Genomic DNA, 12,084 nt, shown 5'->3' with positions numbered 1-12,084 from the left:
CAAGCCCGTCAGCTACGTTGAAGAACAGGTTCCCGTCGGAGCCGGTTCCAGATAACCGAGCCTCCACAAAACCCGGGGCGCTTCAGGACACCCCACGCGAGAGCGACAGGACACCGAGTGCGAAGGCGGTGTCGGTGCCGACCACGATGCCCCAGCCGCGCATCGAGTCCGCCCCGGCGTTGATGGCCAGGTAGAGCAGTGCGGGCACGATCATGCCGCCGACCGCGGCGATCACTGGGGCCGCCAGACGTCGCCGCTCGCGCAGCTCGCCCATGTCGAACTCGCGGCGGATCTCCAGCCCGGCGACGAAGAAGAACAGTGCCATCAGTCCTTCGTTGACCCAGTCGCGCAGGCTGTGGGACAGCTCCCAGGTTCCGGCCTGGAGGCCCAGCTGGGTGGTCCACAGTGCCTCGTAGGTGCTGGCCCACGGGGAGTTGGCCCACGCCACGGCGGCGATGGTGGCCACGATGAGCACGATCGCCCCGGAGTTCTCCATGGCGACGAACCGGCGCAGCGGCCCCCCGCGGGGGCCGGCGGGCATGGTGCGTGCTGTGCCCGGGGCGTCCTTCCGGTCCATCACTGCCGCCTGTGCCGGCGAACGCGAGGCGGGAGCGGGCACGGCTGCCGGTGGTGGTGGGCGTGTCGCGTCCTTCGTGCCGGGTGCGGCATGTCGGTCTCCGTGGGTGGTCGTGGGCCGGTTCGAGGCCGCAGCGGTGCGCCACCGAACGGGTCCGGCGGGTCAGGGGCGATGGTGGTGGGGGTGGCCTAGCTGCGCACGAGGCGTGCGATGGCCTGGGAGGCCTCGGTGACCTTCTGGGTGTGCAGGTTCGGCCCTGCTTGGGCGGCCTCGGTGAGGCAGTGGTGCAGGTGGTCATCGAGCAGCAGCAGGGCCACCGATTGCAGGGCGCGTGAGGCGGCGGCGACCTGGGTGAGGACGTCGATGCAGTAGGCGTCTTGTTCGACCATGCGCTCGATGCCGCGGACCTGTCCTTCGATCCGGTGCAGCCGGCGGTGCAGGGCGTCGCGGTCGGTTCCGGTGGTGGTCATGGCCGTCCTTCCTGGTGCGGGCCGGTCGCCTTGTGTGTGTGCCCTGGCCACGTGGTTGGCGGTGGCGCTAGTGGGCGGGGTGGCCGTAGCGGTGGGGGTCGGCGTCGAAGGTGGCTGCGCAGTGCTCGGAGCAGAAGGAGAACGTGACGCCGTCGTGCTCACGGGTGGCTGCGGCGGTGGCCGGGTCGATGCTCATCCCGCACACCGGGTCGGTCACGGTGGCGTTGTGGTGCGAGGCGGCCTCGTGGTGGTGGGTCATGGCGGTCTCTTCCTTGTCGTCGTTGGTGTTCTCGTCGTGGTGGTGGTCCCCTCCGAGCTCGACCACCGGTTGTTCGGTAGTAGTGGCCGGTGTCGTGATGGCCGCGGGCACGGGGGCGGGGTTGAAGCGGCGCAGCCGGTTGGAGTTGGCGACGACCGACAGTGAGGACAGCGCCATGGCCAGGGCGGCGATGATCGGGCTGAGCAGCAGCCCGAAGGCGGGGTAGAGGGCTCCGGCGGCGATGGGGATGCCCAGGGCGTTGTAGCCGAAGGCGAAGCCGAGGTTCTGTCGGATGTTGCGCATGGTGGCTCGGGATAGGTCCACGGCGGTGACCAGGCCGGACAGGTTCCCCGAGATCAGGGTGATGTCGGAGGACTCGATGGCGACGTCGGTGCCGGTGCCGATGGCCGAGCCGACGTCGGCCTGGGCCAGGGCGGGGGCGTCGTTGATGCCATCGCCCACCATCCCCACGATCCCGCCCTCGGCTTGCAGGCGCTTGACCTCTGCGGCCTTGTGCTCGGGCATGACCTCGGCCAGGACCCGGGTGATGCCGACCTGGCGCGCGATGGCTGCGGCGGTGTCGCGGTTGTCGCCGGTCATCATCACCACGTCCAGCCCGCGCGCCTGCAGGGCGGCGATCGCCTCGATCGAGCCGTCCTTGAGGGTGTCGGCCACGCCGATCACTCCGGCCGGGCGACCGTCCACAGCGGCGAGCATGGGTGTCTTGCCGTCTCGGGCGAGACGTTCGAGGTCGCCGCTCAGGGGTGTGGGGTCGATGCCTGCGCCGGTGAGGAGACGCTTGTTGCCGACCAGCACCTGGCGGCCCTCGACGAGGGCACGCACGCCCTGACCGGTGATCGAGGTGAACTCCTGTGGTGTGCCCAGGGCGTGCCCGGTGTTGGTGGCGCCGGCCACGATCGCGGCCGCGAGCGGGTGCTCGGAGTCGCGTTCGGCGGCGGCGACCAGGGCCAGCAGCTCGGTGTCGTCGAACCCGTCAGCCGGTAGCACATCGGTCAGCGACGGGGCGCCCTTGGTGATGGTGCCGGTCTTGTCCAGGACCACGGTGGTGAGCTTGTGGGCGGTCTCCAGGGCCTCGGCGGAGCGGATCAGGATGCCGTGCGTGGCGCCCTTGCCGGTACCGACGGTGATCGACAGCGGGGTGGCCAGGCCAAGGGCGCAGGGGCAGGCGATGATCAGCACCGCGACCGCGGCGACCAGCGCGAAGATCCCGGCCGGCGGCGGGCCGACCAGGGACCAGATCGCGAAGGTCCAGACCGCGATCACGATCACGGCGGGCACGAAGTAGCTGGAGACGTTGTCGACCAGGCGCTGGATCGGGGCCTTGGAGCCCTGGGCCTCGCGGACCAGGCGGATGATCTGGGCGAGCATGGTGTCCGCGCCGACCTTCGTGGCCACGTAGCGGAACGCCCCCGTCTGGTTGATCGTGGCACCGATGACGGTGTCCCCGGCGGCCTTGAGGACCGGGATCGGTTCGCCGGTGACCATCGACTCATCGATCGCCGAGGTGCCCTCGCTGACCTCGCCGTCCACGGGCAGCTTCTCTCCGGGGCGGATCGCGATCACGTCACCGACCTGGACGTCACCGACGCCGATCTCCAGCTCCTCACCGGCGCGGATGACCCGCGCGGTGCGTGGCTGCAGGCCGATCAGGGCCCGGATGGCCTCACCGGTTCCGGCCTTGGCCTTCGTCTCCAGCAGCCGGCCCAGCAGGATCAGCGTCAAGATGACCCCGACGGCCTCGTAGTAGACCTCTTGGGCATCGGCGGGCAGCACGTCCGGGACGAAGGTGGCCACCAGGCTGAACCCGAAGGCGGCGATCGTGCCGAGGGTGATCAGGGAGTTCATCTCGGCGGTGCGGTGCGAGAGCGCCAGCCACCCGGTGCGGTGGATCGGCCAGCCGGTGTAGACCATGACCGGGGCGATCAGCAGCAGCTGCAGCCACGGCTCCAGCAGCACCCCGGGCCACATCGCCCCGAACAGCTCATGGGCCATCACCGCCACCAGCACCGGGAAGGTCAGCACCGCGCCGATGATCACTCGCCGACGCAGATCGGCGATCTCGCTCGCGCGCTCGGCGGCTTCGGCGTCGACCGACTCGTCCTCGGCCACATGCAGCGCCACCGGACCACCCACCGCGGTGGTGGCAGTCTCGCCCCCGCTCTGGTGCTCGTGCGAAGCGCCCGTCACCGGCGCGATCTCCTCGGTCGGGCGTGGGGGTGCGATCACGCCACCACCGGTGGGTGGGTTCGAGGCTGCCGCAGCACCCGAGTCGGCACCACCAGCGGCAGCGGTGCCGGAGACCACTCGGACCTTGCCGTGCAGCATGTTCATCCCGCAGGCGAAGCCGTACTCACCGACCTCCTGGGGGGTGAAGTCCACGGCCGTGGTGGCGTAGGCGGGCAGGGACTGGTTGACCTTGAAGTCGGGGAAGACCACCCGGGAGGAGCAGTCCCCGGACTCCTGACGGTCGAAGACCATCCGCACCGGGACGCCCTGGACGACCTCGATGACGTCGGGGCTGTAGCCGCCCTTGACCGAGACGGTCACGACCTGCACACCGCCATCGACCTGTGCGCGGCGGGACTTCTTCGGGCCGAAGAAGTACCAGCCGATCAGGGCCGTCAGCACCAGGGCCGCGGCCAGCGTGGCGAGGATTCCCATGACCTCGCTCCTTCCTGTTGGGCCAGATGGCTCGAACCCCGCCGATACCCGGTGGGGGTATCTCCCACAGTAGGCGGGCGGAACCTGTACTGCCCTGATGGATCGATGAAAGTTCGATGAAGACGCCCGCTGTGCGTGACCCCGTGCCGTCTGCGGTGTGCAGGAATGACGAGGCCGGCGCGGGCGTGTGCGCTGCAGGGGGATCAGCGGGGGCACGCCCGCGCCGGCCAGAACGGAAGGGCCGACGCCTGGGTCGAGGGTCGGTCTCAGGGGATGCGTTCGTGGTCCTCGCGGGTCGGCGTGACGTGCTCGTGCCCCGGGTCCTGGCCGGTGGCGTCGCCGTGGTTGTGGCCGCCTTGGCGGTTCATGAAGAACATCATCGCGACCATCCCCAAGGGGCAGGCCAGCAGGATCGCATACGGCAGGGCCTGGCCCAGGTTGACGCCGAAGGCCAGCAACACGGCGAGGATGACGACCGCGCCGATGGCCATGTGCTTGAGGTGGTGTTTCATCGTGGTCCTTTCGTGGTGACCGGCGCGGAGTCGGCCAGGTGGGAGGGGTCGGCCAGCTGGGAGCGCAGCGACCGGTAGGTCTCGGGGTCGACCTCGCCCGCGGCGAGGCGGGCATCCAGGAGTGCCTGCGGGTCGAGGCTGGGATCGGGCCGTCGGCGGGGGGTGGGGAACATCCGAGACACGGCCCAGACGACGACCACCAGCAACCCGACCCACAGGGCGATCATGGCGGCCCAGCCGGCGACGCCCATCTGGTTGCACCACAGGCCCATCACGGTCTCCTTGCGCTGACCCCGGTGTGTGCCACCGGTGGCTTGGTTCCAGCCTGGGCCAGGGGGATCAAGAAGAGGCGGTCGCTTGATGAAGTCTCACTGAAGATCAGCGGTGGGCAGATCAGCCACGGTCGCTGCTGCGGGCAGGTCGATGACGAACCGGGTCCCGGTGCCCACTCCGGCGCTGTGGGCGGTGATCGTGCCGCCGTGGGCGTGCACGAGCGCCCGTGTGATGCTCAACCCGATACCGGAGCCGCCGTGGTCACGGTCGCGGGCGGTATCGACCCGGTAGAACCGCTCGAATACGTGGGGCAGATGGACACCGTCGATACCCTCACCGGTATCGGCGACCACCAGCCGCACGCCGTCGCCGTGCCGGCTCGCGCCCAGGCCGACCCGGCCACCGGTCGGGGTGTGGCGCAGCGCGTTGTCCAGCAGGTTGGCCAGCACCTGCCCAAACCGATCGGCGTCCACCCAGACCTCGGGCAGGTGTGTGCTGGCCTCGACGACCAGCTCGACGCCGGCGGCGGTGTAGCGGTCACGGGCGGACTCGGCCGCCACCTCCAGCACCTCCTGCGGGGTCATGGGTTGCCGGTCCAGGTGCAGGGCGCCGGTCTCGGCCCGGGTCACGGCGGCGAGATCGGCGGCCAGGCGGGTCAGCCGAGAAGCTTGGGTGCGCAGCACCTCGACGGTCTGCGGGTCCAGCTGCTGCACCCCGTCTTCCAGGGCGTCCACGGTCGCGGAGATCGTGGTGACCGGGGTGCGCAGCTCATGCGCCACATCGGCCATCAGCCGCCGCCGCAGGTCCTCGTCACGGTCCAGGCGGGTGGCCATGTCGTTGAAGGCGTCGGCCAGCTCATCGAACTCCGCACCCACCCGCGGCCGTGCCACGCGGGCCTGGAATCGGCCCGCGGCCACCTGAGCCGCAGCAGTGGACATGGTGCCCAGCGAGGCACCGATGCGGCGGGCCAAGATCAGGCTGACGGCCAACGAGGTCAGCGCCGAGGCTCCCAGAGCGATGGCCAGGGTCAGCGTGCTGGCCGAGATGAAGGCGGCCTCGGCATGCTCGAACGTCGTCCCGGGCGAGTTCTCCACCTCGATCAGGTGGTGGTGGAAGAACACCGGCCCCACCAGGGCGGCGATCAGCAGTGCCGTGATGCCTCCGGCGATGATCACCAGCGCCATCGCGATGATCAGGCGCGCAGCGATCCCACCCGCGCGCCCCGACGCCGCCGACCGGCTCCGCGCAGTCATTGGCCTGTGCCCATCCGGTACCCGACGCCGCGCACCGTGCGCACGTACTTCTGCTCCTTGGCGCTGTCGCCCAACTTCTGCCGCACGTGCAGGATGTGCACGTCCACCAGATGCTCATCGCCCACCCAGTCCGCACCCCAGACTGCGTTGATCAACGCCTGGCGGGTGAAGACTTGTCGCGGATGGGCCGCCAGGGCCGCCAGCACGTCGAACTCGGTGCGTGTCAGCGCCACCGGCTCGCCGTCCAAATGAACCTCACGTCCCGACTGATCGATGCTCAACCCGCCAAAGACCAGCCGCTCCGCCAGCGCCGCCGCAGCCGGTGCGGTGCGGGGTCGGCGCATCATCACCCCGACCCGGGCGATCAGCTCACGAGTGCTGAACGGTTTGGTCATGTAGTCATCAGCCCCGACCGACAACCCGATCAACGTATCGATCTCCTCGGCGCGGGCGGTGAGCATGAGGATGTAGCAGTCTGAGAAGGTGCGGATCTGGCGGCAGACCTCCACCCCGTCCAGGCCCGGTAGGCCCAGGTCGAGAATGATCACCAGTGGATCACCCTGCCGGGCCAGCTCCACTGCGGAGGGCCCGTCAAAGGCCAGGTCGACCTCGAACCCCTCCCGCTCCAAGTAGCCGGCCAGCACACGCGCCAGCGGCTGCTCATCGTCGACGACGAGAGCACGGCGACTATCGGAAGTAGAAGTGTTCATGCCTACCAGTGTCTCTGCTCACCCCGACAAAGTGGCCATCAGCGTGGGCCTGTTCGTCGGTGCCACGGGTGGGAAACGGCAACGGACGAATGGGTCGCGAGCCTGAGGGCGCACCTGGCTTGCTCGCTGGGCCCGTGGACGCGTGTCGTTGCTGCGGACTCCTGCCGGGCCGGCGCATCGGCTGAGTCAGGAAGGGGTCGAGGACGACACCGCGGGTGGCGCCAGTGACCGGTCGCGTGCTGCGAGGCGGGGTGGCGCACTGCTGCCCTGCAGGTGGCGTCGGCGGACCATGACGACCAGGACAGCACCGGCGAGCATGCTGGTGATCGACCACAGCTGTGGCTGCGTCAAACCGAAGAGCGCGGGCTCGTTGATGCGCAGGAACTCGACCGCGAACCGTGCACCACCGCTGAGGATCAGATAGCCGGCGAAGATCGTCAGGGGCGGCTGTCGCCGGCGGGCCACCCGCCACAGCACAGCAGCGATCAGGACGGCCGCAAGTGCTTCGTACAGGGGTGTGGGGTGCACGGGCACGTCGGTGGGAACCGTGCCATCGGAGACCGTCATGCCCCACGGCAGTGTGGTGGGTCGCCCGTAAGTGCCGTCGCCGGAGAACCAGCACCCCAGCCGGCCGACCCCGTAAGCCAGGGTCAACGGGATCGCCGCTGCATCGGCGACCACGGCCAGAGGTAGGTGTCGACGGCGGATGAGCACGAGCGCGGCGGCGAGGCCGGCCAGGAGCCCGCCGTACCAGGTGAACCCGGTGCCGCCGAAGTGGTGCCAGGTGAGGTTCGGCAGGTTCTCCAGCAGGTGGTAGATCTTCGCGCCAACGAACCCCCAGACCGTCGCCCACAGCACCAGGGCGTGAGCGTCGTCCTTCTTCAGGCCCAGGCGCTGGAAGGCCCGTCCGAGCAGGAAGGCGCCCAGCAGCGCCGCCAGCGCCTTGCTGAGGCCGTAGGTCTGGATGTCCAGGCCGAGGACGGAGAAGAGGATCGGTCGCATGGTGCGCTCCTGTGGTGGGCTGGTCGCCTATCGGGGTGTTCGGTCGGCAGCGTCGCTGAGGCGGCTGTCGGTCTCAGGAACCGTGCAGCAGGCTTCGTGCCCGGTGGTCGGCTGCGTGGCGGCATGCCCGCCGCAGCACCTCTGGTCTGCAGCGGCCGTTCGGTCGGGTGCACTATCGCGGCAGCAGGTGGTCATCGTGTCCTCCGTGGATCGTGGGCGTGTGGGGATGGGTGGGCTAGAGGTTGTCGAGGGCGATGCCCAGCAGGTCGTCGGCGTCGATCCACATCGAGGGATAGTCGCCGGACCAGACCTGCTGGCCGTCTGCGTCGATGAGGACGAATCCGTGCCCGGGCAGGCCCTCGTGCATGCCGGTGCCGAGCGTGTCGTACTCGGCGGAGACGGCGCCGTCGTCGAGCAGGAACGCGCTGGTGGCTCCGAGGCGTTCGCGTTCGGCGTTGATCTGCTCTGCGGTGTTCATCACGATCGGCAGGACGGTGATGCCGGCGTCGGCGAAGCCCGGCTCGGCCTCGATCGCTGTCATCTGGACGATGCAGGCGTCGCAGCCGGCGCCCTCGTTGAAGTAGAGCAGCACCGGCGCGCCGCGCAGGTCCGAGAGCCTCACCGAGGTGCCGTCGGAGGCGGGGAGGGTGAAGTCGGGAGCCGTGCGCACCTGGTCGGACTGCTCGGGCCGGGCAGACAGCAGCGCCATGACCACCAATGCGACGACCGCCAGGATCACCAAGCTCACGATGCTCAGGCGCGCCGTCCTCCTGCGGCGTGCCCGGGTGTCCTGCTCGTGCCTCATCGTCTCCTGGCGCTCCTTGGCTCGTCGGGTGGCAGATCGAGAGGTCATTGCGGGTTCCTCGTGCTGGTCGTGTCGTGGCAGGTCGGCACCGGACTGCCGTGGTTCTCGCCTGCGGATGGGTGACCTTCCACGGGATCGAGAGCTGTCTCTGCGGCCGAACCGTGCCCGGCCATGGAGTCGAGGGAGCCGGTGCGCCGCGCTCTGCGGCGCCCGATGAGCGTGGCCCAGATGAACGCCCCGGCCACCACGAACAGGATCAGCGCCTGAACGGGCTCAGGTATGGGCGCGGCCCACTGCTGGATGCGCAGGAACGTCTCGGTCAGCCAGGTAGCGATGGCCGACTGGGCCTCGGTGCCGCCGGTCATGCCCGGCTGGTTGGCCAAGGCGATGACCGCTCCGCCCATGACCATGAACCCGACGGCCACGACAAGGTTGACCGTGTTGGTGGCCAGCACGTGCCCTCGCACCCTTAGGCGGACCGGCTTGGCGCGCCAGAAGGTGCGCTCGCCCAGCCTGGCGGCATCCCACAGCAGGGCCATGACGAACAGCGGGAACACCATCCCGAACACGTAGGCCAGTCCAAGCACCAGCCCACCAGCCGGAGTCGCCGAGAGGGCCGAGAGGGTCATCACACCGACCAGCACGGGTGCGCAACACGCCGAGGCGATGCCCGAGAACACCCCCAGAGCGAAGAAGCTCGCGGTGTCGGCCCGCGTCGTGTCCGGTGCACGCACGAAGCTCGGCAGCGACCACATGCGCCCCGACAGCGCCAGCACAGCGAGTCCGATCATCAAGGCGCCGCCGGCGTAGTACAGCACCTGGTGGTACCGGGCGATGGCACCGGCCAGCAGGCTGGCTCCCAGGGTCAGCGGCAGCAGCACCACACCCAACCCGGCGGCGAAGACGAACGTCAACGGCAACAACCGCCATCGCCGGTTCTTGACCGCGCCGGCCAGGTAGCTCGGTGCCAGGAACACGATGCAGCACGGCGCGAACAACGCCACCCCACCAGCCAGGAACGCCGCCACCACACTCCCGGTGGTCAGCAGCTCACTTCCCACCAGCGCCACCCAACGCGCCTGAACCGGCCCGAGAGAGGGTGGCCGCGCCCATCCGAGCCAGCGCACGGGCGAGCTTCTTGCGCGGCAGCCGGCCCGAGCTGAAGTAGGCCCCCTCCAGCAACACCAGTGGGCTCATGGCCGACCGGTGCTCAGCGACCAGCCGCCTGCCCTCAGCGCTGTCGAGCGCGACGTGGCTGACCGCAATTGCGAACTCGCGCGCCAACTCCTGCAACGCCTGGTCGGCGTCCTCGCAGAAGTGGCACGCCGGGGCTGATACCACCGTGATACGCGGCGTGTACCTCATTGCTGAACCACCCGATCCTTCGATCTCCTCGTGGGCGCCCCCTGCGCGTGGCCGCGCGAGGTTCGCTGTCGAGACCATGTTCACCGCACCGCCCCACGCCACCGATCGGGGTTCGATCAACATTCGATGAAGCCACCCGCTGGTCACCACCCGGCCACGGTGATCGACCCCACGGCAAGCCGGGGACACGCGAACCAGGGGCTCGGCGAGCCCGAGCCCGGCCCCTGTTCGCGCGTCACCCGATCCACTGCCACTGCGGCTCGGGCGACCGGCGCGGCAGGCACCCCAGGAGCTGAGCGTGCCTGTCGCATCCTGGAACGGCTCTCGTCGCTGACCCCCGACCTGCGCCGTCCTCCCCAGGATGAACTCGCCGCAACACACCAACGTCCCCGGGGACCGCTCGTAGCGGTCGCCGGGGACGTTGGTGCGTTGCGGCGCAACCCGAAACTCTACATCCAGGACTCGTCGAGCATCTGCTCCATCTCGGTGATCTCGGCCTCCTGCGCGGTAATGATGTCCTCCGCCAACGCGATCGCGTCCGCATTCTGACCGTTCTCAACCTGAGACTGCGCCATCTCGATGGCCCCCCGGTGGTGCTCGATCATCAGCTCCAGGAACAGCCGATCCACCTCGGCATCCTCGGCGTCCGCCAGCGCCTGCATCGCCTCCTGCTGATCCATGCCCCCCATGTCCATGCCGTCGTGGTCCATGCCGCCATGGTCCATACCGGACGGCAGCTCCTCCCCCCAGGCCTCCAGCCAGCCGGTCATCTGCTCGATCTCTGGTCCCTGGGCATCACGAATCCGCTCACCCAGCTCGCGCACCTGCGCAGTGCTGGCTCGCTCCACGATCAGGTCGGCCATCTCGATCGCGCCCTCGTGATGCACGATCATCATCTGCACGAACTCGGTATCAGCCTCGTTATGCACAACCGCCTCCTGCGTCGCAGGCGAGTCCGTCGCCGTCGGGGAGGCCTGCCCACCAGCAGACTCAGGTTCCGAACTACACCCAGCCAGCGCGATCACCAACGCTGCAGCCCCGGCGACGGCCACCATCTTCGTCTTCGTCGTACTCAACAGATCTCGCTCCTCATCCTGTGCTGCACGTCGTGTGCATCCGTCCATCGGGGCGTCCTCACGCTCGGACTCTCGCCCGACCTCGCAGACATGGAGTCACCAGATTCGCGTGCCAGGATCAACACCTGATCCCCGAACCATGAAGGTCTGATCAAGACCTGGAGCGCTGACCGTGCGGTGCCGGGCATCGTGCGTCATGCAAGCCTTCTTCGAGCCCGATTCGCGGCTCTTCACTATGGATCCCGTGGACCGGTTGGTCTGGCTCCTTGATGGGCGTGGCGGTCTCGGCTCGGTGGACGCAGGATGGTCTGGTGGGCGGGTCTGACTCACGGCTCTTCTGACGCCGCTGCTTGTTGGTGGCTGTCCTGTCTGCGACGTGTCGACCGGCTCGGCTCACTCCCGAAAGTGCAGCCCGGCGGGCCGTCATGTCCTGATAGGAGTCTGGCGAGATCCCCGATAGTGAACTGACTGACGCCCGGCCGGGCTGCGCACCCGACAACACGGAAGGGCGCAGTTCCAATGGTGAAGCAAGATCAGATCGAGGTCTACGGCGGCATCGATACCCACGCCGAGACCCACCACGTCGCGGCGATCGACGGAGCCGGACGACGACTAGCCGATGTGAAGGTCTCGGCCACCGCGGCCGGCTACCAGGCGGCGTTGCAGTTTCTGCGGTCCTGGCCCGGGCTGGTGAAGGTAGGTATCGAGTGCACCGGCTCCTACGGTGCTGGGGTCAGTCGTGCGATCCGAGGCGCGGGCATCGAGGTCAGCGAGGTCAACCGCCCCAACCGCTTCGACCGCCGGCTACGCGGCAAGAGCGACCCCTTCGACGCCTACTCTGCCGCTGAAGCGGTGCTCTCGGGCCGAGCCAGCGCCGCACCCAAGGGCGGCGACGGGCTGGTGGAGTCGCTACGAGTACTGCGCACGTCCCGGTCCTCAGCGCTGACGGCCAGGACGGCGACGATCAACCAGATCAAGGGCATGCTGATCACGGCTCCAGAAGAACTGCGTTCGCGCTACCGGGGCATGTCGAACACCAAGCTGATCGCTGCGCTGGCGGCCTCCCGCCCCACACACGCGCCGGTCACCGCCACAGAGGC

13 protein-coding genes are annotated in these 12,084 nt (G+C 69.0%); 1 reads left to right on the top strand and 12 read right to left on the bottom strand.

Annotated elements, in window-relative coordinates; translation table 11 throughout:
- Positions 1–82: 82 nt before the first annotated feature.
- From FH969_RS13750 to FH969_RS13695, 12 genes are all read right to left on the bottom strand, one after another.
- On the bottom strand, positions 83–577 hold the full coding sequence (locus tag FH969_RS13750; RefSeq protein WP_108718099.1) for a Na+/H+ antiporter NhaA: 495 nt from the start codon (positions 575–577) through the stop codon (positions 83–85).
- Positions 578–765: 188 nt separating this feature from the next.
- Positions 766–1,047: a metal-sensitive transcriptional regulator gene (locus FH969_RS13745; protein WP_060958338.1), complete on the bottom strand. Its 282-nt coding sequence runs from the start codon at positions 1,045–1,047 to the stop codon at positions 766–768.
- A 67-nt stretch (positions 1,048–1,114) separates the two neighbouring features.
- On the bottom strand, positions 1,115–3,988 hold the full coding sequence (locus tag FH969_RS13740; protein WP_139987703.1) for a heavy metal translocating P-type ATPase: 2,874 nt from the start codon (positions 3,986–3,988) through the stop codon (positions 1,115–1,117).
- A 266-nt stretch (positions 3,989–4,254) separates the two neighbouring features.
- The gene (locus FH969_RS13735; RefSeq protein ID WP_108718102.1) at positions 4,255–4,500 is read right to left on the bottom strand and encodes a DUF2933 domain-containing protein; all 246 of its coding nucleotides are present in this window, start codon (positions 4,498–4,500) and stop codon (positions 4,255–4,257) included.
- Complete coding sequence (locus tag FH969_RS13730) at positions 4,497–4,772, bottom strand: hypothetical protein (RefSeq protein WP_199916530.1); 276 nt, start codon at positions 4,770–4,772, stop codon at positions 4,497–4,499. The genes FH969_RS13735 and FH969_RS13730 overlap by 4 nt, the downstream gene beginning before the upstream one ends.
- A gap of 96 nt (positions 4,773–4,868) precedes the next feature.
- The gene (locus FH969_RS13725) at positions 4,869–5,957 is read right to left on the bottom strand and encodes a sensor histidine kinase (RefSeq protein WP_246071965.1); all 1,089 of its coding nucleotides are present in this window, start codon (positions 5,955–5,957) and stop codon (positions 4,869–4,871) included.
- 65 nt (positions 5,958–6,022) lie between these two features.
- Positions 6,023–6,736, bottom strand: a complete 714-nt coding sequence (locus tag FH969_RS13720) for a response regulator transcription factor (protein WP_108718104.1) — start codon at positions 6,734–6,736, stop codon at positions 6,023–6,025.
- Between the two features lie 186 nt (positions 6,737–6,922).
- On the bottom strand, positions 6,923–7,738 hold the full coding sequence (locus tag FH969_RS13715) for a prolipoprotein diacylglyceryl transferase (RefSeq protein ID WP_108718105.1): 816 nt from the start codon (positions 7,736–7,738) through the stop codon (positions 6,923–6,925).
- 235 nt (positions 7,739–7,973) lie between these two features.
- Positions 7,974–8,543, bottom strand: a complete 570-nt coding sequence (locus tag FH969_RS13710) for a peroxiredoxin family protein (RefSeq protein WP_342777038.1) — start codon at positions 8,541–8,543, stop codon at positions 7,974–7,976.
- A 44-nt stretch (positions 8,544–8,587) separates the two neighbouring features.
- Positions 8,588–9,613, bottom strand: a complete 1,026-nt coding sequence (locus tag FH969_RS13705; RefSeq protein WP_342777037.1) for a cytochrome c biogenesis CcdA family protein — start codon at positions 9,611–9,613, stop codon at positions 8,588–8,590.
- Positions 9,594–10,058: a thioredoxin domain-containing protein gene (locus FH969_RS13700; RefSeq protein ID WP_234417807.1), complete on the bottom strand. Its 465-nt coding sequence runs from the start codon at positions 10,056–10,058 to the stop codon at positions 9,594–9,596. Before FH969_RS13700 ends, FH969_RS13705 begins: the two co-directional genes overlap by 20 nt.
- Before the next feature lie 299 nt (positions 10,059–10,357).
- On the bottom strand, positions 10,358–10,984 hold the full coding sequence (locus tag FH969_RS13695) for a DUF305 domain-containing protein (RefSeq protein ID WP_342777036.1): 627 nt from the start codon (positions 10,982–10,984) through the stop codon (positions 10,358–10,360).
- A 519-nt stretch (positions 10,985–11,503) separates the two neighbouring features.
- Between FH969_RS13695 and FH969_RS13690 the strand changes: the two genes are divergently transcribed.
- Positions 11,504–12,084, top strand: a 581-nt coding sequence (locus tag FH969_RS13690) for an IS110 family transposase (protein WP_139987699.1), incomplete at its 3' end; no start/stop codon positions are given.

Source organism: Miniimonas arenae, from assembly GCF_006351005.1.
Classification (GTDB): domain Bacteria; phylum Actinomycetota; class Actinomycetes; order Actinomycetales; family Beutenbergiaceae; genus Miniimonas; species Miniimonas arenae.
The sequence above is the reverse complement of the archived record's forward strand: the minus strand, read 5'-3'. Positions and strand labels throughout refer to the sequence as shown.